Origin of the sequence: Streptomyces sp. NBC_00286 (assembly GCF_036173125.1) — a bacterium.
Lineage (GTDB): Bacteria > Actinomycetota > Actinomycetes > Streptomycetales > Streptomycetaceae > Streptomyces.
Genome location: NZ_CP108054.1, coordinates 7,611,461 through 7,634,011 on the forward strand (window position 1 = coordinate 7,611,461; position 22,551 = coordinate 7,634,011).

The following is a 22,551-nucleotide window of genomic DNA, read 5'->3' on the forward strand; positions in this document are numbered from 1 at the left end:
ATTGCCCGACTGTGAAGCCCGTGTTACCTGGTGCTTGTGGGCTGGGGGCCCGCCTTGAGAGCGGGTGGGCTCCGCCGTATACAAGGGCTACGAGGGGCTGTTGACCGTACGAGGCAAAGCGAAGGCGGTACGAGGACTCACTCGCCCTCGGCCGCCGCGGCCTCCCGCACCCCCTCCAGGAAGCCCCGGATCGCTTCCCGCTCACGCTCGTCGCAGCCCTGGAGAAACTCCACCGCCTTCCCGATGAGCGGCCCGAAGGAGGACCACCCCAGTTCGACGGCCCGCTCGTTCACCTCGACGACCACCTTGCGGCGATCCTGCCGACCCCGCACCCGCCGCACATGCCCGGCCCGCTCCAGCCGGTCGAGCAGCGAGGTGGTCCCGGCGGAATTGAGCCCGAGCGCGGCACCGAGCCGCCCGGCCGTCATCTCCTCGCCGGCCCGGGAGGCATCCATGAGCTCGATCAGGGCGCGTACGTCCGTCGGGTGCATGCCGTTGTGGTGCGCGAACCGGGCGCTGTGCAGGCCGAGTTCGACCGTCACCGCGCGCAGGAGATGGACGATCTCCATCTCGGGGCCCTGATGCCGCATGTCCGCCTCCGGGGCTATCATCTCGCTCGTCGAATATCTCGCTTGGCGAGATAATACGGGAGGGGGCTCCATGCGTACGTACGACAGCGACGCCTTTAAGTCGGCCTACGACAAGGTCATGGCCAAGTGGCCAGCGGAACGGGAGGCGGTCCGGGTCCCGACGCCGTTCGGTACGACGTACGTCAACGCCTGCGGACCGCGTGACGCGCCCCCGCTTCTCCTCCTGCCGGGCGGCGGCGGAGCGACCTCTGCCTCCTGGTACGCACAGGCCGCCGACCTCGCGCGTAACCGCCGCGTCCTCGCCGTCGACCTGATCGGCGCCCCCGGGCGCAGCGAACCGGCCGGCGACCGTCACCCCCGTACGGTCGCCGACCTGTCCGCCTGGCTGGACGCGCTCCTGGACGGCCTCGGTGTCGAGGCGGTGGACATGGGCGGGCACTCGTACGGCGGCTGGATCGCCCTGCAGTACGCGCTGTTGGCCCCTGCCCGGGTGCGGCGCCTGTTCCTTCTGGACCCGACGCAGTGTTTCGCCGGGTTCAAGGCGGCGTATCTGCTGCACGCCCTGCCGATGCTGCTGCGCCCCGCGCCCCACCGTGTCCGCGCCTTCTTGGAGTGGGAGAGCGGGGGAGTGCCCCTCGATCCCGACTGGCTCCAACTCCAGGAGGCGGCCGCCGGCTTCCCCTCCGTGAAGCCGGTGACCGGGCCTCGTCCGAAGCCGGAGGCGCTGCGGGGCTTGGAGATGTCGGTCCTGCTGTGCCTGGCCGGGAACAGCAGGACTCATGACGCGCGCGACGTGGCGGCGCGGGCAGGGCGGCTGCTGCCGCGCGTGGACACGTACGTACTGCCCGGCATCTCGCACCACGCACTGCCACAGGCCGCACCCGCCGAACTGAGCCGCCGCCTCACCGATTTCCTCGGCGGCTGACCCCTCGGCGGCCGAGCCTCAGCCCACCCCGCCCCCCTCGGTGACCCTCAGCGAGCCGACTCCCCGGGCGTGCAGCCGGAGGCCTCCTGCTTGCGCTCGATCTCCGCGATGACCGCCTCCCGGTTGGCGATCCGGGCCTCGGACTGCGCGTCGGGGTTGGCGCGCTGTCCCTCGATGAACTTCTCGTTGTTCCCGAGCGCCGTGGCCAGCCCCTCGCAGACCGCCGAGGTCTGCGTCTGACCGGCCGGCGCGGCGTTCGAGGTGGCCGCCAGGGCGAGGGCCCCGCCTCCGGCGACCGCCACGGCGCTCACCAGCAACGCGAGCTTCTTCTTGGGGCCGAGCGTTCTCTTGCGCGATGTACGCGGCATGGCGTGCCTCCTGTCTCCGGCGCCCTGGCGGCGACCGGTCGGGAACGGGGAGTACGCCGCTATGTACGAGATACCGAACAGAGTTACTCGACAGTTAGCACGAGTAACTCAAGTGGCTTAGATCACAAAGGAAGTTGAGTAATTCTCTCCTGGTCGAGCACGGTCCGAGCGAGGTCCGCCGCCTCCGTCAGCCGTAGGTCCCGCACCGTGTAGACCCGTTCGCCCGCCGCCGTGGCCAGCCGCAGCGTGGCCAGGCCCAGGCGGCGCTGGACCCGCGACTGCCGCACCGTCGTGCCGCACACGCCGCGCAGTTGAACCACGTCCGTGCGGCGGACGAAGAAGCCGCGACGTGCGAAGAGGTGGCCGTCGACGAGGCGATGCCCGAGGTTGCGGTGATAGCCGTACGCCGCCGGGAGATGGATGAGGGCGAGGAGAGCCGGCAGCAGCATCAGCCACGAGGGCCAGTTCCAGAGTCGTACGGGGAGGACCAGGGCCGCGGCCAGTGCTGCGTCGGCCGCCAGATAACGCGCAAGTGCCAGAAGCCCGGCCGAGCGTGGGTGCGGATGCAGCCAGCCGTGTGCGAGCCGTTGAGGGGTGAGCGGCGGCGGCGCGGTGCCGAGGAGGAGATTGGCCACTCGTAGGGCCGCGTCGGGGGTGGTGGCCGGTAACAGCCGCCCGTTGTCGGAGAGTTCCTGTCCTACGCTCACTCCGGTCAGGATCGGCGTCAGCCGCGTACCGCCGAGTGCCCGTACGGTCAGGGATTCGCGCAGCGTCACCCCGCGCACCCGCGCCCGGTCGACGGAGAAGGGCCGATGCCTCTGTTCGAATTTGACGCCGCCTCATGCGCACCTCGCGGACCTGGTGTGACACCCTGCCAATTTCCTTGCTCACCTGGGCTTTTGGCGGGCTCTGCGAAGTGTCTCGATGTCAGTGGCGGGCAGTAAACTGGTAGCAGTGTTCGAGGGCGCCGACGGACGGCTCCCTGACCGCGACAGGAGGATGCCCGTGCCCGCTGCCGCACTCTTCCCGCTGCCCACCCAGTCCACGGCCAGGAGGCCGGTTCCGCTGGACCTGCCGTACGAGCCGATCGAGAAGCGGCCGCTCCCGCCGGGGCGTCCGCGTGACTGGTACATCACGCACAACCGGCGCCTCAAGGCGATGCGGCTCGCCATCGCGTTGCTGGACTCCGGTGTCTACATGCCCAACCAGGCCCGTAACGAGAAGATCCGCAGCACGGCCGAACTCATCGGCGTCCACCCGCCGTCGGACACGACGTGCCACATGGTGCGGGCCCTGATGCGCTACAGCCGCTGAGGCTGCGCCGTGAGTACGTGAGTACGTGAGTACGTGAGCATCCGGTGCCGTCCGCTCCGCGGGGGTGGGCGGCACCGGTACGTTCGGGGCCACTTCCCGCCGTATATCCGGGGCTTATGGGAGTTGGCCTGGAGGGTGGCGCCATCGCGCCAGAGTTGGCCGGAGATCGCTCTAGCCGTGCCACCCCGCAGTCCATACGATTCGGTCGCTCTCGGTCTTCACAGCTCCTTCACAGGCTGGGGGTCTGTGCATGTCGCTGCTTGGCATGTGCATGACCTTCGATCGTCGATCTTCCCAGCCTTTCCCGTTCCCCGATTGGAGAATCATGGCTCGTGGGCTCCTCCTGGGCGGCGCGATCGCCGCTCTGCTGGCCACCGCGTTCCCCGCGCAGGCTTCGTCGTCCTCGTCGCCGGTTTTCGACGACCCGCCCCCGGACAAGATCGTCATCAAGGTCGCCACGGTGAACGGTTCCGGCTGTCCTCGGGGCACGGCGGCGGTCGCCGTCTCCCCGGACAACACCGCCTTCACGGTGACCTACAGCGACTACCTCGCCCAGGTCGGCGGCGGCGCCCCGTCCACCGCGTTCCGCAAGAACTGCCAGCTCAACCTGATCGTCCACGTACCGCAGGGCTTCACCTACGCCATCGCCAGCGTCGACTACCGGGGTTTCGCCTCCCTCCAGCGCGGAGCGAGCGGCACCCAGAAGGCCTCGTACTACTTCCAGGGCTCCCCGGACACGGCCTCCAGATCGCACCCGTTCAGCGGCCCGTACGAGGACAACTGGCAGGCCACCGACGAAACCGAGTGGGCCCAATTGGTGTGGGCGCCCTGCGGTGTCGAGCGGAACTTCAACATCAACACCGAGCTCCGGGTCAACAAGGGCACGTCCCCCGCCAACAGCACCAGCTTCATGACCATGGACTCCACCGACGGTGACATCAGCACCATCTACCACCTGGCCTGGAAGGAGTGCCCGCAGAACTGAGCCGTGACGCCGGGTGCCCTCGGCTCCCCGGGCATCCGGCGCGCAGGCCGGCGCGTCGAGCAGCGGCCAGTACAAGTGGTCCTGGCCCTCGGCGTCACAGCCCCGGTGCGCCCCAGATCGGGAACCAGCGGCTCAGGTCCGGCTCCAGGCGGAGGTCGTTCGCGAGTACGGCTCTGATCTGCAGCTCCAAGGCGTTGTCGCGCCGTTCCCCGCCGCCGGGGAGCGGCGCGAAGACGTAGAAGCTGCCTCGCTTGTAGAGGTACACGAGCGCGAGGGGGCGCCGCTCGTCGCCCCCGCTCCGGAAGCCGACCACCGAGCACAGCAACTGCGGCCCGAAGCCGCTGCCTTCGAGCGCGCTGTTCACCGCGTGCAGATCGCCCACGAGGGCGGGCAGGTCCTCCGGCGACCGCCGCGAGACCAGCCACGTATACCCGTACGAGTCCCGGCTCACCTCCACCGGCGGCCCCGTCCGCTCGGCATCCGCGTCCAACAGGGCCCGCACTTCCTGGCGTACGTCCTCGAAGGCCGCCCCTTCGACCGTCGCGAAGCACACCGAGCCGTGCCCGGTCGGCTTGAACCCGGCCGCCGCCTCCAGCGTGACCGCGGCCGACGGCAGCGCGAAGAGCTGATCGAGGTCGGGGGCCACCGGCTTGCTGCGGCCCAGCAGGATGTCCAGGAGCCCCATCGCCGCTCAGCCCGCCTTCCCGGAGTACGGCGATTCACCCAACTCGCCGGAGATCCGGCCCAGTTGGTCGAGCCGCTCCTCCAGACTCGGGTGGGTGGAGAAGAGCCGCTGGATGCCCGGGGTCCTGCCGAACGCGGGCGTGAAGTAGAAGGCGTTGAAGGCCTGTGCGGTCCGTAGATCTCGGGTGGGGATCTTGGCGATGTCGCCGGTGACCTTGGTCAGCGCGGAGGCGAGCGCCGAGGGGCGGCCGGTGAGCATGGCCGCGGCGCGGTCGGCGGCCAGCTCCCGGTACCGGGACAGCGCCCGGATGAGGAGGAAACTGAGCGCGTAGACGGCCGCGGACACCGCCATCACCGTCATGAACACGACGGCCGTGTTCTGGTCCTTGCGGCCGTGCCCGCCGAAGACCTGGGAGTAGAAGACGAACCGCACGAGCAGCCCGGCGAGCACCCCGAGGAACGAGGCCACGGTGATCACCGCGACATCGCGGTGTGCCACATGCGACAGCTCGTGCGCGAGTACACCCTCCAGCTCGGCGGGCTCGAGCCGCCGCAGCAGCCCGGTCGTCACGCACACGACGGCGTGATCGGCGTCGCGCCCGGTGGCGAAGGCGTTCGGCATCTCCATGTCGGACACGGCGACGGCCGGCTTCGGCATGTCCGCGGTGGCGCACAGCCGGTCGATCACCCCGTGCAGCTGCGGATACTCCTCACGCTCCACGACCCGACCGCGCATCGCGAACAACGCGATCCGGTCAGAGAACCAGTACTGCGCACCCAGCAGCGCCGCCGCGATCACCACGACCAGCACCCACGACTTCAGCAGCACGATCAGGGCCGCGACGAACGCCACGTACAGCAGCCCCAGCAGGAACAGCGTGACCCCCATCCGCGTGTTCAACCGCCGGTCGGGCTGGAATCGACTCCGCATCACGATCACCCCACACATCGGGCACTCGTCCCGATTCCAGTGTGCAGCGGTATTGCCATAACCGGATCCCGATCTTCCCCGCACCGGGCAAAGGAACGGCGCGGCCCGGGCAAAGAACGACGGAGCCCCGCCGCTGCCGGTGAAGGCGGTGGCGGGGCTCTGAAGCCGGAGGTTTGCAGGCTTACGAGACCTGCGCGTCGATCACACGTCGAAGTAGAGCTCGAACTCGTGCGGGTGCGGACGCAGCTGCAGCGGAGCGATCTCGTTCGTGCGCTTGTAGTCGATCCACGTCTCGATCAGGTCGGACGTGAAGACGTCGCCCTGGAGGAGGAACTCGTGGTCGGCCTCGAGGGAGTCGAGGACGGCCGGGAGCGAGGTCGGGACCTGCGCGACGTTCGCGTGCTCCTCGGGAGCCAGCTCGTAGAGGTCCTTGTCGATCGGCTCGGCCGGCTCGACCTTGTTCTTGATGCCGTCCAGGCCGGCCAGCATCAGGGCCGCGAAGGTGAGGTACGGGTTGCCGGAGGAGTCCGGCGCCCGGAACTCGACGCGCTTGGCCTTCGGGTTCGAGCCCGTGATCGGGATACGCATGGCCGCGGAGCGGTTGCGCTGCGAGTAGACCAGGTTGATCGGGGCCTCGAAGCCGGGCACCAGGCGGTGGTACGAGTTCACCGTCGGGTTGGTGAAGGCCAGCAGCGACGGGGCGTGCTTGAGGATGCCGCCGATGTAGAAGCGGGCGGTGTCCGACAGGCCCGCGTAACCGGCCTCGTCGTAGAACAGCGGGGAGCCGGCCTGCCACAGGGACTGGTGGACGTGCATGCCCGAGCCGTTGTCACCGAAGATCGGCTTCGGCATGAAGGTGGCCGTCTTGCCGTTGCGCCAGGCGACGTTCTTCACGATGTACTTGAAGAGCTGGAGGTCGTCGGCCGCGGCGAGCAGCGTGTTGAACTTGTAGTTGATCTCCGCCTGGCCGGCGGTGCCCACCTCGTGGTGCTGGCGCTCGACCTGGAGACCGGCCTTGTTCAGCTCCAGGGAGATCTCGGCACGCAGGTCGGCGAAGTGGTCGACCGGCGGGGTCGGGAAGTAACCGCCCTTGTAGCGGACCTTGTAGCCGCGGTTGTCCTCCAGCGCACCGGTGTTCCAGGCGCCCGCCTCGGAGTCGATGTGGTAGAAGGCCTCGTTCGACTTGGTCTCGAAGCGGACACTGTCGAAGATGTAGAACTCGGCCTCGGGACCGAAGTACGCGGTGTCGGCGATACCGGTCGAGGCGAGGTACGCCTCCGCCTTCTTCGCCACGTTCCGCGGGTCACGGGAGTACTGCTCGCCCGTGATCGGGTCGTGGATGAAGAAGTTGATGTTGACCGTCTTGTCGCGGCGGAAGGGGTCCACCCGCGCGGTGGACAGGTCGGCGCGAAGCGCCATGTCCGACTCGTGGATGGCCTGGAAGCCGCGGATCGAGGAGCCGTCGAAGGCCAGTTCCTCGCTCGGGTCGAAGGCCTCTGCCGGCACCGTGAAGTGCTGCATCACGCCAGGCAGGTCGCAGAAGCGGACGTCTACGAACTTGACGTCCTCGTCTGCGATGAACTTCTTGGCCTCGTCGGCGTTCTGGAACATCCAGCTCCTCCTACTCCCGACCGTCCGTGCCGGGGTGGTAGTTCGTTCGTGCGGCCAGTGCGGTGGCACACGCTGAGACCCGACAATAGGGACGGGTGGTTTCTCGAGCGTGACCCATTTGTTTCGCCCAAGTTAACCGACCCCGGCCCGGCTGACCCCACCTGTCCGCATACCAAAACCTCCGCAGTACCGTGGACCCGTGGACAACAGGCAAGCAATCGGATCGTGGCTCTCCGGACCGCGCGCGGCCGCGGAGGAAGCCGGTGCCGACTTCGGATACCGCGGCGAACAGCTCGGCCTCCCCGAGTCGGGCCCCGGCTCGATCGCCCGCCCCGGCCGACGCCTCGGTGCCCTGGCGGTCGACTGGGGCCTGTGCCTCCTGATCGCATACGGCCTGCTCACCGACGGCTACAACCAGGCCACGGGCAACTGGGCACTCCTGATCTTCTTCGTGATGAGCATCCTGACGGTCGGCACAATCGGCTTCACCCCGGGCAAGCGCCTGTTCGGCCTGAGGGTCCTGACCCTGGAAACAGGCACGGTCCAGCCCCTGCGCGCCCTCCTCCGCACAGCCCTGCTGTGCATCGCCATCCCGGCCCTGATCTGGGACCGCGACGGCAGGGGGCTGCACGACCGCTTGGCGCGGACGGTAGAGGTACGGATCTGACGACGCGCCGGTGAGCGGGCCGGCCCCTTCAGGGGCGACCCACTCCCGGGCGCGGCTTCGGGGGCTGCCCAATCTGTAGCGCGGCTGCGGATGCGGCCCACGCTGGGCCGCGGCTTTGGGTGCGTCCTACCCAGGGCTGCGGGAAGCCGCAGTCTTTTAGGGGCGCGGGGCTGTATCAATTTGCGGCTCCGCCGCGATGGGGGTCCCCCCGCTCATGGGGGTCCCCCCGCTCGAGCGAAGCCGAGAGTGGGGGAGCAGCCGAGAGTGGGGGAGCGACCAGCCACGACGGACCCGCAGTCGGCAATCCGCAGAACCACCCCCGACAAACGCCGAAGGGCGCCCAGGAACTGACAAGTTCCGGGCGCCCTTCGCTATCCAGCCAAGCTCAGCGGCAGCGCTACCGCATCTTGGGCCCACCGCGCGGCATCCGCATCCCCTTCGGCATCGGCCCCTTCGGCATAGGAAGGTTCGACATGATGTCGCCCAAGGCCCGCAGCCGGTCATTCGTCGCGGTCACCTGAGGCCCACTCAGAACCCGCGGCAACTTCAACATCGTCGTACGGAGCTTCTTCAGCTCAACCTGACCCTCGCCGGTCCCCACCAGGATGTCGTGGACGGGCACGTCCGAGACAATCCGAGCCATCCGCTTCTTCTCGGCGGCCAGCAGGCCCTTCACCCGGTTCGGGTTGCCCTCGGCGACCAGTACGATGCCGGCCTTGCCGACGGCCCGGTGCACCACGTCCTGCTGGCGGTTCATCGCCACCGCCGGAGTCGTCGTCCAGCCACGCTTCATGTTGTCCAGCACCGCGGCCGCCGCACCCGGCTGTCCTTCCATCTGCCCGAAGGCGGCCCGCTCGGCCCGCCGGCCGAAGACGATCGCCATCGCGAGGAAGGCGAGGAGGAAGCCGAGAATGCCGAGATAGACCGGGTGGTCGATCAGGAAACCGATCGCGAGGAAGACACCGAGGGTGCCGATTCCGACTGCCGCGAGCACAAGACCGATCTTGGAGTCGGCCCTGCGCGTCATCTTGTAGGTCAGAGCGATCTGCTTGAGTCGCCCGGGGTTCGCAGCGTCCGCTGCGTTGTCCTTCCTCGCCATGCCGAGAAGTCTACGTGGCGCGGGAAGTGCCGACGACGGCGGTGCCGCCTCGGCGGGCGGTCACGGGCGAGGGGCGAACGACGCTTCCAGGACGGACTGCTCGAGGACGCGCTGCGCCTCGACCCTGTCCTTGGCGCGGCGGCGGTCCTCCATGACGGAGGTCCATGCGTTGCGGCGGGCGGTGCGCTGGCCGCTGCTCATGAGGACCGATTCGACGGCACGGAGTGCATCGGTGAAAGACGGAATCGCTGTGGCGCGTACGGGCGCGGCCTGCATGGTGGAGGTCCCCCCTCGGGTGATGGCTCTGGATGAGTCTGTACGTGGCGTGAGAACAGAGTCACTGAATGGTGTTACCAGGGCATGACCAACCGGTCAAACGCCAATGAAGCCTTGACGCGAGGCCCGAAAACGCCGACGCGGCCCTGACTATGGCCCCCATCTGCGGGAACGGTCAGAACCGCGTCGTATCGGACACTACTCGCGGGTAATGTCTTGTGTGCAGATTCACACGATCAGATGGCACTGCGTGCCATCGCGCAGGTCGTAGGAGATCTCAGACGGCCTGCGAGGCGACGTACGCGCCACGCTTCTCGACGGCCATCTGGTACAGCCGTCCGGCGCGGTACGAGGAGCGCACCAGCGGTCCGGACATCACGCCCGAGAAGCCGATCTGCTCGGCCTCGTCCTTCAGCTCGACGAACTCGTGCGGCTTGACCCAGCGCTCCACGGGGTGGTGGCGCACGGTCGGGCGCAGGTACTGCGTGATGGTGACGAGCTCGCAGCCGGCTTCGTGCAGGTGCTTCAGCGCCTCGCTGATCTCCTCGCGGGTCTCGCCCATGCCGAGGATCAGGTTCGACTTGGTGACCAGGCCGACGTCGCGGGCCTCGGTGATGACCTTCAGGGAGCGCTCGTAGCGGAAGCCGGGGCGGATGCGCTTGAAGATGCGCGGGACCGTCTCGATGTTGTGCGCGAAGACCTCCGGGCGGGAGGAGAAGACCTCGGCGAGCTGGGCCGGCTCGGCGTTGAAGTCGGGGGCCAGCAGCTCGACCTTGGTGCGGCCCGCCTCACGGTTCGCGGTCTGGGCGTGGATCTGGCGCACGGTCTCTGCGTACAGCCAGGCGCCGCCGTCCTCCAGGTCGTCGCGGGCGACGCCGGTGATCGTGGCGTAGTTGAGGTCCATCGTGACCACGGACTCGCCTACGCGCCGGGGCTCGTCGCGGTCCAGCGCTTCCGGCTTGCCGGTGTCGATCTGGCAGAAGTCGCAGCGCCTGGTGCACTGGTCGCCGCCGATGAGGAAGGTCGCCTCGCGGTCTTCCCAGCACTCGTAGATGTTGGGGCAGCCCGCCTCCTGGCAGACCGTGTGCAGGCCCTCGCTCTTCACGAGGTTCTGCATCTTGGTGTACTCGGGGCCCATTTTCGCCCGGGTCTTGATCCACTCGGGCTTGCGCTCGATGGGGGTCTGGCTGTTACGGACCTCCAGGCGCAGCATCTTGCGTCCGTCGGGGGTGACTGCGGACACGACCGGCTCCCTGTGCATTCGATTCCTCGGCGCACACCAGCGTACGCCTTGCCTCCGGCGGTTGAACGGGGCGCCCATGGGGTGGGGTGTAGGGGTTCGTGGGCGGCTGCGGGTTCGTTGTGGCTTGTCGCTCCCCCACTCTCGAATCCGCTCGAGCGGGGGGACCCCCATCGCGGCGGAGCCGCAAATTGATACAGCCCCGCGCCCCTGGAAAAGCCTGCGCCTGCCCACGGCCCTTGCCTCCCTCATCCCCCGGCGGTGACCCGAGGTCGCAGGTCCGCGTTCTCCAGTACGGCCCGCAAATGCTTCTCGGCCACCGGCAGGACCTCGGCGATCGTGACCTTGCGCCCCAGCTCGTACGCCAGTGACGTGACGCCCGCGTCCCGGATTCCGCACGGGATGATCTTGTCGAAGCTGGAGGTGTCCGGGTTCACGTTCAGGGCGAAGCCGTGCATCGTGACGCCCTTGGCCACGCGGATGCCCATCGCGCAGATCTTGCGGTCCTCGCGGCGCTGGCCGGCGTTCGAGGGGGCGTACTCGGGGCCGTTGAGGCGCGGGTCGAACTCGTCGTCCGTGAGGCGTGGGTCGAAGTCCAGGGAGAGTCCTCCCGCCCGTCGCCCGCCACCACCCTCAGCCGAAGCGCTGCGCGCTGCCCCTCCATATCGGGAGGGGCGCTGTTCCACCGGGTCGCCGAGGACCCATACACCCGCGCGGCCCTCGACCCGTGAGGTCTCGAGGCCGAAGTCGGCGCACACGCGGATCATCGCGTCCTCGAGGCGGCGCAGATGCGCGACCACGTCGACAGGGCGCGGCAGCTTCTGGATCGGGTAGCCGACGAGCTGGCCGGGGCCGTGCCAGGTGATCTTGCCGCCGCGGTCCACGTCCACGACCGGGGTGCCGTCGAGGGGGCGCTCCTCGGGGGCGGTGCGCCGGCCGGCCGTATAGACCGGCGGGTGCTCCAAGAGCAGACAGGTGTCGGGGACCTCGTCCTGGAAGCGGGCGGCGTGCACGCGGCGCTGCTCGTCCCAGGCCTGCTGGTACTCGACGGCCTCCGCTCCGAAACCCATCCGGACGAACCGCAACTCACCCACGGCAAACGCCTCCCTGGAAGACCCGTAAGGCGCGTACGCGCCACACGCCACTGTACGTCCGGCCATGTTCCAGCCGACTTCGGCCCTGTCGACCCGGTCGGGCCGGTCCGCCCTCCCGGTCTGTCGGTCCGGTCGGCTCTGTCGGTCCGGGGACCGTCACTCTCCGGGCCAATCCTCACACGATCGGATGAATGCGGATCGAAGTCTGCAATCGCGCGCTTACAGACCGCTACATTCACGCCGTTCACAAGGTCATTCCCCCAGAGGCCTGGAAGGCAGGAGTTCGCACCGCAGATGACGGAACGACCCGCGCAGCGCACCCCCAACCGTCAGCTCGCCGCACTGATCGCAGAAGCGGGGTTCTCCAACGCGGGACTAGCCCGTCGCGTGGACCAGCTCGGTCTCGAACACGGGCTGGATCTGAGATACGACAAGACATCGGTGACCCGCTGGCTACGCGGCCAGCAGCCGCGCGGCACGACCCCCGCACTGATCGCCGAGGTGTTCACCCGCCGGCTCGGGCGCCGGCTCACGGCGCAGGACCTGGGCCTCGACGCGTGCGCCCCCGTGTACGCGGGGCTCGAGTTCGCGGCCACGCCCGAGGAGGCCGTCGACATCGTCAGCGGGCTGTGGCGCAAGGACTCCGGGAGCCACGCGGAACTGCGCAAGATCGCGTTCACCCCGGCGGGGCTCGTCGTGCCGAGCCGGGACTGGCTGATCGGGCGGCCCGACGACCGGGTGAGCCGCGCCGGGGACCCCACGGTCGTACGGGTGCCCGCGCAGGGCCGCCCGGGCGCCCTGCCCCGGCAGCGCCCGGCGACCGACCGCGAGCCCGGGCAGCGGGTGACCGCGGGCGACATCGCGGCGCTGCGGAAGGTCGGAGAGCTGTTCCGCGCGCTGGACCACGCCTACGGCGGCGGCCACGCCCGGCAGGCCCTGGTGCGCTACCTGGAGCACGAGGCGGAGCCGATGCTGCGCGGCACGTACGGGGAGCAGACCGGGCGCCAGCTGTTCGCCGCCGCGGCCGATCTCACCCGGCTCGCGGGCTGGACCTCGTACGACATCGCCGCGCACGGACTGGCCCAGCGGTACTTCGTCCAGGCGCTGCGGCTCGCGCAGGCGGCGGGGGACCGGGCGTACGGGTCGTACGTCCTGGTGACGATGAGCCGGCAGGCCGTGTACCTGGGCCACGGCCGGGAGGCGGTGCAGCTGGCGCGGGTCGCCCAGCAGGGCGTGGGCTCGTCCGGGCCGCCCGTCGTGCAGGCGCTGCTGCACGCGGCGGAGGCGCGCGGGCACGGGGTGCTCGGCGAGGTACGGGCCTGTACGGCGTCCCTCGTACGGGCCGAACGGGCACTGGAGGCGGCGCGGCCCACCGACGACGTCCCGTACTGGGCGCGTTTCTTCGACGAGGCGCAGCTCGCGGACGAGTTCGGGCACTGTCACCGGGACCTCCAGCAGTACCGCGCCGCCGCCCAGCACGCCGAACGGTCCCTGCAGCTCCGGGCTCCCGGCTATGCCCGCAGCCGCCTCTTCTGCCGGATCGTCCTCGCCACCGCCCGCCTCGGCCTCGGCGAACTCGACCAGGCCTGCCAGCTGGGCGCGGAGGCGGCGGCTCAGGCGGCCGAGATGCGTTCGGTGCGGGCGGTGGAGTACGTACGGGACTTCGAGCGGCGGCTCGAGCCGTATCGGGACGCCGGGCCCGTGCGGGGGTATCGCGACAAGGTCGCGGCGCTTCGCTGACGGCTCGCTCCGCTGGGAGGGGCAGTTTTGACGCTGCGGGTCCGTTGTGGCTGGGAGCGCTGTAGGAGGAAGGGGGAGGCCCCGCCCCGCGACGAGGCCTCCCCGTCTGGTCATGCGGCCCTGGGTAACGGGGCCGCCGTGTTGGCCGAGCCCACGCCGAGGTCCGTCAGCAGGGCCGTTGCCGCTCGGTGGCCCGAGTGCAGGGCGCCCTGGACGGTGCTGGTGTCTCGGTGGTCGCCGCAGACGTACAGGCCGTCCAGGAGGCGGACGGGGCGGCGGAGGTCGTGTGGGGGTGGCATCGCGGGGACGGCGTCGGGGGTGTGGTGGACGGCGAGGAGTTCCCAGCGGAGCGTGGACGTGCCGTAGAGATCGGCAAGGTGGGCTCGTACGACCCGGTCGGCGTCCGGAGGCGGTGGGCCGAGGATCGTGGACGAGACCAGGGCGCGGCCCGCGGGGGCGCGGGACGGGTCGACCTCGCTGAGGACGGCGGTGTGGGCCACCGGGCCGCGACGGTCCGCGTCGAGGAGCAGCCCCGCTCCGGCCTGGGGCACCTCGTCGGGTGTGTGGTGCACCACCGTCACCGGGTGGAACGGCGGCACCCGCAGGCCGGGCAGCAGCTCGGCGGCGGCGCGGGCGCCGGTCGCCACCAGGACGGCGCGGCAACGGAGTTCGCCGTGTTCCGCGGTGCGTACGGATGTCGTGGACACGGAGGTGACGTGCACGCCGGTGTGGACCGTGCCGGGCGGCAGGGCGGCGGCGAGCAGCTCCGGCAGGGTGTCGGCGCCGCCCTCCGGTATGCACAGCCCTCCGGCGGCGAAGGCGCGCAGGGCCAGGTCCGCGCTCCGGCTGGACGTCGTCAGGTCCGGGTCGCAGAGCAGTGCGGCCAGCAGCGGTCGCAGGAAGCCCTCGACGGTGCGGGCGGGCATGCCGCGCGCCGCCAGCGCGTGACCGGCCGGCCGGTCCGGGCGCGCCAGCAGGCGCTCCACCGGGGCGGCGGCGATCCGGCCGAGCGCGGCGGAGAGCCGTGCCTGGTCGATGGCGCCGCCGAGCGGTGGGAAGGTCCGTGGCAAGGGCTGGGCGCCGGCCGGTGGCGCCGACGCCCGGTGTGCGGCGCCGTCGGGTGACGGCCCTGACCGTCGGGCGGTCCTGTCGGGTGACGGCCCTGACTGCCGGGCGGCTCCGTCGGGCGACTGCCCTGACCGCCGGGTGGCGCGTGGCCTCCGGGGGGCGGTCACAAAGGCGCGTGCCGCGCCGAGTGCGCCCCTTGCGCCCCCGGTGCTCGCCGTGCTCCCGGGTTCGCCCGCCCGGTGCGTCCGGCCGTCGGCGTGGACGAGGACGCCCGGTGCGAACGGGCGCAGGGTGAGTGCGTCGAGGCCCGGGATGAGGCGTAATTCCGGGTACGCGGTGGACAACAGCCGGCCGATCCGGTCGAGCCGGAAACCGTCGACCTTCTCGGTCGACATACGGCCGCCGACGTAAGGGGCGGCCTCCAGGACTACGGTCCTTACTCCTGCGCTGGTCAGCCGGTGAGCAGCCGAGAGTCCCGCGACCCCGGCTCCCACGATGACGACGTCCGCCTGATAAGCGGGCTCAAGCACGTGCCCCTCCTCGAGGTCGCGCGGCTCCTGGGGACGTCATGCCCCCGACACGCTTCCGGAATTCCGGAGTTTTTGGATGAGGTTAGGACGGCGGGTGTTCTGGGGGAGTCGCGCATGGGCGGGGGCATCGGGGCACGGGGGCGCGGGTTGCCGCCGGCGGTTGGGGGTTTTTCTTCCCCAGCCCCGCCCCTTCCCGAAACTGGGGGCTGCGCCCCAGGCCCCGCTGCCTACGGCGGGTGGGCGCCTACCGCGGGTGGGTGGGTGCCTACCGGGGTGGTGGGTGACATGTTGTGTCGCGGCTGCGGGTTCGTTGTGGCTGGTCGCGCAGTTCCCCGCGCCCCTAAAAACCTGCGACTGCCCGCAACCCCGAAGAGCAAGCGAACCGAAAAGCCCGCACCCCGACGAAACCGGCACCCTCCCTCCGGCGGGAGGGGACGTGGGCCGGTGCGTCCTATGCCCGTCGCTTAGCTTCGGTCTGGGCACAGCTACGCCCTGTGTCAGCAAGGGGCCGTATGCCCTGTTGGCGACGGGCTGACGCACCGGACCGCGGCCCCGCACCCACCACGCACCCCAGGGGCGCGGGGAACTGCGCGAGCAACCACCACGCACCCGCACCCGCGACACGCAGTGTCACCCACCACCCCCTGCCGGGGGTCTGGGGCGCAGCCCCCCGTTTCGGGAAGGGGCGGGGCTGGGGAAAGAACCCCCCCGCCTCAGCCCCGCCCCGCCGCCCGAATCGCCTCCTCAACCCCCGGAAAAGCGAACGAGAAGCCCGACTCCAACAGCCGCGCAGGAAGCACCCTTTGGCTCCCCAGCACATCCCCGGCCATCTCGCCGAGCGCCAGCCGCAACGCCGGCGCGGGCACCGCGAAGAGGGTGGGCCGGTGCAGGACCCGGCCCATCGCGGCGGTGATCTCGCGGTTGGTGAGCGGCTGCGGCGCCGTCAGGTTGAAGGGGCCCGACAACGACTCCGTGTCGAGCAGATGCCGCAGCGCGGCCACCTCGTCGTGCAGCGCGATGTACGACCAGTACTGGCGTCCGCCGCCCAGCCGCCCGCCGAGTCCCGCCTTGAAGAGGGGGAACAACCGCCCCCAGGCCCCGCCCTTGGCGGACACCACCAGACCGGTGCGCGCGAAGACGGTCCGTATGCCCGCCTCCTCGGCCGGCGCCGCCGCCTCCTCCCACTCCACGCACAGCGAGGGCAGAAACCCGTCGCCGGGCGGCGAGTTCTCGTCCACGGCCCGTTCGCCGGTGTCTCCGTAGAAGCCGATCGCGCTGCCGTTCACGAAGACGCGCGGCAACGGGGAGAGGGAGGTGGCCGCCTCCGCGAGCGCCGTCGTGCCGAGGACCCGGCTGTCGCGGATCTTCCGCTTGTACGCGGACGTCCAGCGGCGGTCACCGACCCCGGCCCCGGCGAGGTTCACCACGGCGTCGCAGCCGCTGAGCCCGGCCGCGTCGACGTACTGCCGCTCGGGATCCCACTCGACCTCGTCCTTCGCCCGGGGCGTACGGCGCACCAGCCGTACCACCTCGTGCCCGTCCGCGGTCAGCGACCGCACCAGTGCCGCACCGATGAGACCGGACGCCCCGGCCACGGCGATTCGGGAAGCTTCCATGCCCCCATCCTCCGCCCACGGTCTCCGGGCCATCGCGCCGAGGACCCAAGAGGCCCCCGGAGCGCGCCGAAAAACACCGGACGACGGCTCGCGCACCCGCCGTACAGTGACCTCCATGCCCGCCTTGCACATACGCCCCGCCCTGTTCGAAGACGAGGACGCACTGGGGCGGCTGGACCGTGCGACCTGGTCGTATCTGCATGCGGTCAGGCCCCGGGAAGAGCCGCCGTACGAGCCGTTCTTCGGTGACCGCTACGGGCCCCGCGACCATCTCGTCGCGGAGCTGGACGGTCGCCTCGTCGGCTATGTGCGCCTCGGTTTCCCCACCCCGCTCGTCTCCAACGCACACGTACGGCAGATCCAGGGCCTCGCCGTCGCCGAGGAGGCGCGCGGCTTCGGCGTGGGCCGGGCGCTGATCCGCGCGGCGATCGAGGAGGCCCGCCGCCAGGGCGCCCTGCGCATGTCGCTGCGCGTCCTCGGCCACAACACCCCGGCCCGCAAGCTGTACGAGTCGGAGGGATTCGTCGTGGAGGGAATCCAGCCGGGGGAGTTCTACCTCGACGGGAAGTACGTCGACGATGTGATGATGGGCCGCAGCCTTTGAGCGTCGCTCAGGGCGATGTCGGGGCCCCTGCCGGGGCTCAGGACGACGTGACCGGGTCGCCCGTGTCCACCGGTGTCGACGACCTCGCCGCCTGCCGGGCGTCGTCGGCGACCTCGTCGGCGGTCAGGACGTAACCCGTCTCGGCGTCGCTCGTGGAGCGGGCGAAGACGACCCCGTACACCTTGCCGTCCGTGGTCAGCAGGGGGCCGCCGGAGTTGCCGGGCAGGACCGTGGAGCGGATGGAGTAGATCTCGCGGGTGACGATCTCGGAGCCGTAGATGTTCTTGCCCCTGGCCTGGATCTTGTTCGCGACGGTGGCCGCCTGGAGGTCAAGGCCGCCGTCCTGCGGGTAGCCCGCGACCACGGCCGGGTTGCCACGCGTCGCGCTGTTGTCGAAGGGCAGGATGGGGGCTTCGAGGTCCGGTACGACGAGGACGGCGACGTCCTTGTCGGGGTCGAAGAGGACGACCCTCGCCTCGTATGCCCGGCCCGTGCCGCCCACGCGTACGGTCGGCTCGTCGATGCCCGCCACCACGTGGGCGTTCGTCATCACATGCTCGGCCGCGTACACGAAGCCGCTGCCCTCGCGGCCCTGGTCGCCGGCGACGCCTTCGACCTTCACTGTGGAGCGCATCGCGGCCCGGTTGGCCGCCGCGGTGACGCTGTCCCCGGACGGCCTGGCGACGCTCGTGGCCGGCTCGCTCTCGAACGGGTTGAAGACCTGCGGGAACCCCGCCTCCGTGAGCGCCGAGGTGGCGCGGGAGTACCAGGCCGGCGTCGTCTCCGGCATGGTGCTCTGCACCGCGCCGAGCAGCGAGGAGCCGCGGATGGCCTGGCTGAGGACGGGGGAGGCGGACGCGCCGAGCACGCTCGCGGCGACCCAGGCCACCACCAGGACGGCCACGGTGTTGGCCGCGGCACCGCCCACTCCGTCGGCGATGCGCAGGGGGCCCCGGTCCAGCTCGCGGCGCAGTCGCAGGGCCAGCCGTCCCGCCAGTTCGTGCCCGACGGCGGCCGGCACCAGCACGGTGAGCACCGCCGTGATCGTCGCCGTCGTGGTCCCCGCCGTCACCAGGTCCATCATCCAGGGCAGCACCCATACGCCGATGACCGCGCCGCCCACGAACCCGGCCAGCGACACACAGCCCGCCACCAGCCCGCGCCGGTAGCCGGACGCCGCGTACAAGAGGATCACCAGCAACAGCAGGATGTCGAGCAGGTCCACGGAGCACCCTTTCTCTTGGGCCCCTCAGTACGTGCGCCGCGGGCCCAGTGATCACCCACGCGCGCGTGAGGCCCGTAATTCGGCCACGCACGCGTGGAACCTGCTGTGTCTTCCCGGGGGACGACCCCCGGACCCCCAGCCGGGATCTGCACCCGTGCGTGGAACCTAAAAAACGCGCAGAGCACGGGCGTTGGTTCCACCGGGTGGCACAGCACACATCGCGGAAGCCACAGGTCTCCCGGAGAGTGGGCCTCATGCGTGTCTTCCGTGCACCGCTGTCGCGTCTGCCGCGTGCGGTGCGGGTGGCCCTGGTCTGTCTGCCCGGCCTCGCGGCCGTCATCGCGCTGGTCCTCTGGGCCGTGGCCGCCGACCGCACGCCGGCGGGCACCGGACGACCCGCCACGGCACGGACCCCCGCGGGACACCGCGCCGAACGCCCCGCCATCGTCCCCAGGGAGCGCTGGCTAGGCGACGCCGCGTACACGCGCCCGCCCGCCCGGTACGCCGACCGCGTCCTGGCCGTGTTCATCCACCACACCGACTCGCCGAACGACTACGACTGCGCCGACACCCCCCGCATCATCCGGGACATGTACGTCGGCCAAGCCGGCGGCCGGGCCTGGGACGACATCGGCTACAACTTCCTCGTGGACCGCTGTGGAACCATCTACGAGGGCCGCGCGGGCGGAGTCGAGCGCCCCGTCGTCGGCGCGCACACCCAGGGCTTCAACGTCGGTACGACGGGAATCGCGGCGATCGGCACCTTCACCACCGGAGTGCCGGTCCCACATGCCATGACCGACGCCGTCGCAGCCGTCGCGGCCTGGAAACTGGGCCTGAGCGACATCGACCCGCGTTCCCCGGTGCGCCTGGTCTCCACAAACAGCATGAGCAGATATCGAGCAGGCACCCCCGGCACCTTCGCGGCCATCGCCGGCCACGCCGACGGCTACTACACCGCCTGCCCAGGCGAGGCCCTGACAGCCCGCCTCCCCGCGATCAGGGAACGCGCGGCCCACCTCCAGGGAAGGCAACGGCTCACAGGTACACCACAGCCGGCTCACCGCTGACCCAGAACCCTGCCTCCTAGCGTCGAAGCACGCACTGACCGGAGGTGGAACTCATGACCAGTCACCAGAACGAGCAGCAGCGCCGACCCCGGCGGACGACCCTGTGGGCACGAACCGTACGCAGCCCATGGACCGTGGCCTGCGCGATCGCCGCCGTAGTGCTGGGCCCCTCCGCCGCCACAGCGTCGGCCCTGGACCGAGCCAACGCGGCACCTCAGCACAGCGCGCCGAGGACCGGCTCGTACGCGCCGGAGGCGCACCGGCAGCTGCCCGGCAGGTAGCTTCCAGTAGCGCTCAGTCCGCGAACCGCTCCCACAGTCGCGGAAAACGTTCCGCCAGCACCTTCTGGTTCTCGAAGTCGATGGGCGTGCCCGTCGGCTCCGGGGGCGCGGCCGGGATGCCGAGGTCCGGGGCGACGACGCCGGTGAGCTGTTCGTACGCCTCGTCCGCGGCGTAGCCGAGTTCCTCGCCGTCGCCGTCGACCTCGTCGTCGAAGTCGGGCAGGAGTTCGGCGAGTTGGTCGGGATCGTGCACGGCATGCTCGTACACATCCCGACCCTGGCCGATCAGCCAGCAGCGAAAGAAGTCGAAGGCGTCGTCGCTGGCGCCGTCGAGGAGGATCCAGGCGGCGCCCCAAAGGTCCCAGGAGTAGGCGCGGTTGTAGCGGGCCTCGAAGTGACGGGCGAAGTCCAGGACCGAGTCCGGGTCTAGGCCGAGGAGTCGTTCGACGAGCAGGTCGGCCTGCTCGTCGGGGTCGCCCTCGGCGGCCTCGCGGGTTGCGTCCACCAGGTCCCAGAACTCCGTCTCGTCCATCACGTGCACCAGCATCGGGCCTGTACCCGGCCCGCGCACCTGGGCACAGGCAGATCGTTATGCGCGCACATGCCCACGGAAAACCCGATGGAAAGCCGGACAGCGGCTGTCGGCATTCGGCGGGATGCTCGGTCGTATGGAGAACGCACAGCCACTCAAGGGAAAGATCGCCCTGATCGCGGGCGCCACACGCGGCGCCGGGCGGGCCATGGCCGTGGAACTGGGACGCGCCGGAGCCACCGTGTACGTCACGGGACGTACGACCCGTGATCACGTCAGCGAGGTCGGCCGGTCCACCGAGACCATCGAGGAGACCGCCGAACTGGTCGACGCGGCGACCGGAGCCGAAGGCCGGGGCATCGCCGTGCCGACGGACCATCTGGAACCTGAGCAGGTACGGGCCCTCGTCGCCCGTATCGACCGGGAGCAGGGCCGTCTGGACATCCTCGTCAACGACCTCTGGGGCGGCGACGTCCACCTCGACATGGGCTCGCGTGAGCAGCCGAAGCTGTGGGAGATGGACCTCGACAAGGGACTGCGGGTCATGCGCCTCGGCATCGAGTCGCACATCGTCACCAGCCACAGCGCCCTGCCGCTCCTGGTCCGCAACCGCGGCGGCCTGCTGGTCGAGGTCACCGACGGCACCGAGGAGTACAACCGCACCACCTACCGCAAGCCGTTCTTCTACGACCTCGCCAAGACGACCCCGATCCGCATGGCGTACGGCCTCGGCGAGGAGCTGAAGGAGTACGGCTGTACGGCCGTCTGTCTCACCCCGGGCTGGCTGCGCTCCGAGGCGATGCTCGACACCGCCTTCCATGTCACCGAGGAGAACTGGCGGGACGCCTGCGAGCAGGCTCCGCACTTCGCGATCTCCGAGTCGCCCACGTATATCGGGCGGGCGCTGGCCGCGCTCGCCGCCGATCCCGAGGTGGCGCGCTGGAACGGGCAGTCGCTGTCCAGCGGAGGCCTGGCCCGGGAGTACGGCTTCACGGACGCCGACGGCTCGGCGCCCGACGCCTGGCGCTATATCGCGGAGGTCGAGCAGGCGGGCAAGCCCGCGGACGTCACGGGCTATCGGTGACCTGCACGCCGTAGTACGCCGCCGTCCGGGCCACCGCCTGCGCGAAGCGCTGCCGCAGCCCGGGCGGCTCCAGGACCTCCACCTCCGGTCCGAGGGAGAGGAGTTGGGTGTACGCCACGTCGTGCGACTCGACGGGCAGCGTGACCGTCACCCTGCCCTCGCCGTCGGGCGGGCCTGCCTGGGCCAGCGCCTCCTGCGCGGAGAGCGGATCCACGGCGTACCTCAGCTGCCGTCTGCCTGCCTCCGTCAGCCGGATCACCACCGTCGCCCGCAGGATCGAGCGCGCGAACTGCACCGCGCGTTCCGCCCAGAAGCCGGGCAGGTCGAATGCCTCGTCGCGTACGAAGCGTTCGTCGCCGCTCTCCACCGCGGTGAACCGGTCGATGCGGTAGACGCGGAAGGAGCCCGGGTTCGGGACGCGGGCGCACACGTACCAGACGCCTGCCTTCAGCACGAGGCCGTACGGCTCCAACTCCCGCTTCACCTCCGCCTCTTGGCGCCGATAGCGGGCGGTGATCCGGCGGTCGTCCCACACCGCCTCCGCGACGGCGGGCAGCAGCTCGGGCGTCTTCGGCTCGGCGAACCAGGCGGGGGCGTCCAGATGGAAGCGCTGCGCCGCGCTGTGCGGGGCGTCGCGCAGGGACGGCAGCAACGCCGCCGACACCTTCAGCCGGGCGGCCGAGGCGGCGTCCTCGAGCCCCATCTCGCGCAGCGCCCCGGGCACTCCGCTCAGGAAGAGCGCCTCTGCTTCGCTCCGGGCGAGCCCGGTGAGACGAGTGCGGTAGCCCCCGATGAGCCGGTACCCACCCGTCCGTCCCCGGTCCGCGTACACCGGCACCCCCGCTTCCGACAGCGCCTGCGCGTCCCGCGTGATGGTCCGCTCGGACACCTCCAGCTCGCGGGCGAGTTCGGCGGCGGTCATGGAGGGGCGGGATTGGAGGAGCAACACCATCTTGATCAGCCGTGCGGCACGCATGACCGCCATTCTGCCGGGGGCACCACCTGCCTGGGCGCACA

23 protein-coding genes and 1 pseudogene are annotated in these 22,551 nt (G+C 70.5%); 9 read left to right on the plus strand and 15 right to left on the minus strand.

Features of this window, described 5'->3' with window-relative positions; translation table 11 throughout:
- Window positions 1–137: 137 nt before the first annotated feature.
- Entirely contained in the window at window positions 138–590 is a 453-nt protein-coding gene (locus tag OHT21_RS34385; RefSeq protein ID WP_328772156.1) for a MarR family winged helix-turn-helix transcriptional regulator, read from the minus strand.
- 70 nt (window positions 591–660) lie between these two features.
- Here OHT21_RS34385 and OHT21_RS34390 point away from each other — a divergent pair, with 70 nt between their 5' ends.
- Entirely contained in the window at window positions 661–1,515 is an 855-nt protein-coding gene (locus tag OHT21_RS34390; RefSeq protein WP_328772157.1) for an alpha/beta fold hydrolase, read from the plus strand.
- Between the two features lie 50 nt (window positions 1,516–1,565).
- Here the strand turns inward: OHT21_RS34390 and OHT21_RS34395 are convergent.
- Window positions 1,566–1,883 (minus strand): annotated as a pseudogene (locus OHT21_RS34395) (hypothetical protein); the annotation flags it as partial.
- Between the two features lie 122 nt (window positions 1,884–2,005).
- A complete protein-coding gene (locus OHT21_RS34400) occupies window positions 2,006–2,659 on the minus strand; it encodes a PH domain-containing protein (RefSeq protein WP_328772158.1) in 654 nt (217 codons plus the stop codon).
- A 229-nt stretch (window positions 2,660–2,888) separates the two neighbouring features.
- On the opposite strand from OHT21_RS34400, the gene OHT21_RS34405 reads away from it, so the two are divergent.
- Both OHT21_RS34405 and OHT21_RS34410 read left to right on the plus strand, forming a co-directional pair.
- Window positions 2,889–3,197, plus strand: coding sequence for a hypothetical protein (locus tag OHT21_RS34405; RefSeq protein ID WP_328772159.1), 309 nt, complete (start codon window positions 2,889–2,891; stop codon window positions 3,195–3,197).
- Window positions 3,198–3,522: 325 nt separating this feature from the next.
- On the plus strand, window positions 3,523–4,182 hold the full coding sequence (locus tag OHT21_RS34410) for a DUF4360 domain-containing protein (RefSeq protein ID WP_328772160.1): 660 nt from the start codon (window positions 3,523–3,525) through the stop codon (window positions 4,180–4,182).
- A gap of 94 nt (window positions 4,183–4,276) precedes the next feature.
- Here the strand turns inward: OHT21_RS34410 and pspAB are convergent, their stop codons facing one another.
- From pspAB to glnA, 3 genes are all read right to left on the minus strand, one after another.
- A complete protein-coding gene (pspAB, locus tag OHT21_RS34415) occupies window positions 4,277–4,867 on the minus strand; it encodes a PspA-associated protein PspAB (protein WP_328772161.1) in 591 nt (196 codons plus the stop codon).
- A 6-nt stretch (window positions 4,868–4,873) separates the two neighbouring features.
- Complete coding sequence (gene htpX, locus OHT21_RS34420) at window positions 4,874–5,797, minus strand: zinc metalloprotease HtpX (protein ID WP_328772162.1); 924 nt, start codon at window positions 5,795–5,797, stop codon at window positions 4,874–4,876.
- Window positions 5,798–5,998: 201 nt separating this feature from the next.
- Window positions 5,999–7,408, minus strand: coding sequence for a type I glutamate--ammonia ligase (glnA, locus tag OHT21_RS34425; protein ID WP_328772163.1), 1,410 nt, complete (start codon window positions 7,406–7,408; stop codon window positions 5,999–6,001).
- Window positions 7,409–7,607: 199 nt separating this feature from the next.
- Here glnA and OHT21_RS34430 point away from each other — a divergent pair, with 199 nt between their 5' ends.
- Window positions 7,608–8,075: an RDD family protein gene (locus OHT21_RS34430; RefSeq protein WP_328772164.1), complete on the plus strand. Its 468-nt coding sequence runs from the start codon at window positions 7,608–7,610 to the stop codon at window positions 8,073–8,075.
- 397 nt (window positions 8,076–8,472) lie between these two features.
- On the opposite strand, the gene OHT21_RS34435 is transcribed toward OHT21_RS34430, so the two are convergent.
- The 4 genes from OHT21_RS34435 to lipB all read right to left on the minus strand — a co-directional run bounded on the left by OHT21_RS34435 (window position 8,473) and on the right by lipB (window position 11,784).
- A complete protein-coding gene (locus tag OHT21_RS34435; protein ID WP_328772165.1) occupies window positions 8,473–9,174 on the minus strand; it encodes a DUF4191 domain-containing protein in 702 nt (233 codons plus the stop codon).
- Between the two features lie 60 nt (window positions 9,175–9,234).
- A complete protein-coding gene (locus OHT21_RS34440; RefSeq protein ID WP_328772166.1) occupies window positions 9,235–9,450 on the minus strand; it encodes an SCO2195 family GlnR-regulated protein in 216 nt (71 codons plus the stop codon).
- A gap of 277 nt (window positions 9,451–9,727) precedes the next feature.
- On the minus strand, window positions 9,728–10,693 hold the full coding sequence (lipA, locus tag OHT21_RS34445; RefSeq protein WP_328772167.1) for a lipoyl synthase: 966 nt from the start codon (window positions 10,691–10,693) through the stop codon (window positions 9,728–9,730).
- 245 nt (window positions 10,694–10,938) lie between these two features.
- Window positions 10,939–11,784 (minus strand): lipoyl(octanoyl) transferase LipB, encoded by an 846-nt coding sequence (gene lipB, locus OHT21_RS34450; RefSeq protein ID WP_328772168.1) that lies wholly within the window; start codon window positions 11,782–11,784, stop codon window positions 10,939–10,941.
- Window positions 11,785–12,078: 294 nt separating this feature from the next.
- Between lipB and OHT21_RS34455 the strand changes: the two genes are divergently transcribed.
- Complete coding sequence (locus OHT21_RS34455) at window positions 12,079–13,524, plus strand: regulator (protein WP_328772169.1); 1,446 nt, start codon at window positions 12,079–12,081, stop codon at window positions 13,522–13,524.
- Window positions 13,525–13,634: 110 nt separating this feature from the next.
- On the opposite strand, the gene OHT21_RS34460 is transcribed toward OHT21_RS34455, so the two are convergent.
- Window positions 13,635–15,122 (minus strand): NAD(P)/FAD-dependent oxidoreductase, encoded by a 1,488-nt coding sequence (locus tag OHT21_RS34460; RefSeq protein ID WP_328772170.1) that lies wholly within the window; start codon window positions 15,120–15,122, stop codon window positions 13,635–13,637.
- Window positions 15,123–15,835: 713 nt separating this feature from the next.
- Window positions 15,836–16,738, minus strand: coding sequence for a TIGR01777 family oxidoreductase (locus OHT21_RS34465; protein ID WP_328772171.1), 903 nt, complete (start codon window positions 16,736–16,738; stop codon window positions 15,836–15,838).
- A 115-nt stretch (window positions 16,739–16,853) separates the two neighbouring features.
- On the opposite strand from OHT21_RS34465, the gene OHT21_RS34470 reads away from it, so the two are divergent.
- Window positions 16,854–17,342 carry a GNAT family N-acetyltransferase gene (locus OHT21_RS34470; RefSeq protein ID WP_328772172.1) on the plus strand — a complete coding sequence of 163 codons (489 nt, stop codon included), beginning with the start codon at window positions 16,854–16,856 and terminating at the stop codon, window positions 17,340–17,342.
- A gap of 37 nt (window positions 17,343–17,379) precedes the next feature.
- Here the strand turns inward: OHT21_RS34470 and OHT21_RS34475 are convergent, their stop codons facing one another.
- Window positions 17,380–18,567: a MarP family serine protease gene (locus OHT21_RS34475; protein ID WP_328772173.1), complete on the minus strand. Its 1,188-nt coding sequence runs from the start codon at window positions 18,565–18,567 to the stop codon at window positions 17,380–17,382.
- Between the two features lie 254 nt (window positions 18,568–18,821).
- On the opposite strand from OHT21_RS34475, the gene OHT21_RS34480 reads away from it, so the two are divergent.
- On the plus strand, window positions 18,822–19,637 hold the full coding sequence (locus OHT21_RS34480) for a peptidoglycan recognition protein family protein (RefSeq protein WP_328772174.1): 816 nt from the start codon (window positions 18,822–18,824) through the stop codon (window positions 19,635–19,637).
- Between the two features lie 53 nt (window positions 19,638–19,690).
- Window positions 19,691–19,918 (plus strand): hypothetical protein, encoded by a 228-nt coding sequence (locus OHT21_RS34485; RefSeq protein ID WP_328772175.1) that lies wholly within the window; start codon window positions 19,691–19,693, stop codon window positions 19,916–19,918.
- A 13-nt stretch (window positions 19,919–19,931) separates the two neighbouring features.
- Here OHT21_RS34485 and OHT21_RS34490 read toward each other — a convergent pair whose 3' ends face one another.
- Complete coding sequence (locus OHT21_RS34490; RefSeq protein ID WP_328774334.1) at window positions 19,932–20,450, minus strand: DUF4240 domain-containing protein; 519 nt, start codon at window positions 20,448–20,450, stop codon at window positions 19,932–19,934.
- Window positions 20,451–20,586: 136 nt separating this feature from the next.
- On the opposite strand from OHT21_RS34490, the gene OHT21_RS34495 reads away from it, so the two are divergent.
- On the plus strand, window positions 20,587–21,534 hold the full coding sequence (locus tag OHT21_RS34495; protein WP_328772176.1) for an SDR family oxidoreductase: 948 nt from the start codon (window positions 20,587–20,589) through the stop codon (window positions 21,532–21,534).
- Here the strand turns inward: OHT21_RS34495 and OHT21_RS34500 are convergent.
- The gene (locus tag OHT21_RS34500) at window positions 21,518–22,510 is read right to left on the minus strand and encodes a helix-turn-helix transcriptional regulator (RefSeq protein WP_328772177.1); all 993 of its coding nucleotides are present in this window, start codon (window positions 22,508–22,510) and stop codon (window positions 21,518–21,520) included. The genes OHT21_RS34495 and OHT21_RS34500 overlap by 17 nt on opposite strands.
- Between the last annotated feature and the right edge of the window lie 41 nt (window positions 22,511–22,551).

Coding starts and splice junctions, on each gene's coding strand:
- OHT21_RS34385 (WP_328772156.1), bottom strand. CDS start 590: ATGCGGCATCAGGGCCCCGAGATGGAGATCGTCCATCTCCTGCGCGCG.
- OHT21_RS34390 (WP_328772157.1), top strand. CDS start 661: ATGCGTACGTACGACAGCGACGCCTTTAAGTCGGCCTACGACAAGGTC.
- OHT21_RS34410 (WP_328772160.1), top strand. CDS start 3,523: ATGGCTCGTGGGCTCCTCCTGGGCGGCGCGATCGCCGCTCTGCTGGCC.
- pspAB (WP_328772161.1), bottom strand. CDS start 4,867: ATGGGGCTCCTGGACATCCTGCTGGGCCGCAGCAAGCCGGTGGCCCCC.
- htpX (WP_328772162.1), bottom strand. CDS start 5,797: ATGCGGAGTCGATTCCAGCCCGACCGGCGGTTGAACACGCGGATGGGG.
- glnA (WP_328772163.1), bottom strand. CDS start 7,408: ATGTTCCAGAACGCCGACGAGGCCAAGAAGTTCATCGCAGACGAGGAC.
- OHT21_RS34435 (WP_328772165.1), bottom strand. CDS start 9,174: ATGGCGAGGAAGGACAACGCAGCGGACGCTGCGAACCCCGGGCGACTC.
- OHT21_RS34440 (WP_328772166.1), bottom strand. CDS start 9,450: ATGCAGGCCGCGCCCGTACGCGCCACAGCGATTCCGTCTTTCACCGAT.
- OHT21_RS34455 (WP_328772169.1), top strand. CDS start 12,079: ATGACGGAACGACCCGCGCAGCGCACCCCCAACCGTCAGCTCGCCGCA.
- OHT21_RS34465 (WP_328772171.1), bottom strand. CDS start 16,738: ATGGAAGCTTCCCGAATCGCCGTGGCCGGGGCGTCCGGTCTCATCGGT.
- OHT21_RS34470 (WP_328772172.1), top strand. CDS start 16,854: ATGCCCGCCTTGCACATACGCCCCGCCCTGTTCGAAGACGAGGACGCA.
- OHT21_RS34480 (WP_328772174.1), top strand. CDS start 18,822: ATGCGTGTCTTCCGTGCACCGCTGTCGCGTCTGCCGCGTGCGGTGCGG.
- OHT21_RS34485 (WP_328772175.1), top strand. CDS start 19,691: ATGACCAGTCACCAGAACGAGCAGCAGCGCCGACCCCGGCGGACGACC.
- OHT21_RS34490 (WP_328774334.1), bottom strand. CDS start 20,450: ATGGACGAGACGGAGTTCTGGGACCTGGTGGACGCAACCCGCGAGGCC.
- OHT21_RS34495 (WP_328772176.1), top strand. CDS start 20,587: ATGGAGAACGCACAGCCACTCAAGGGAAAGATCGCCCTGATCGCGGGC.
- OHT21_RS34500 (WP_328772177.1), bottom strand. CDS start 22,510: ATGCGTGCCGCACGGCTGATCAAGATGGTGTTGCTCCTCCAATCCCGC.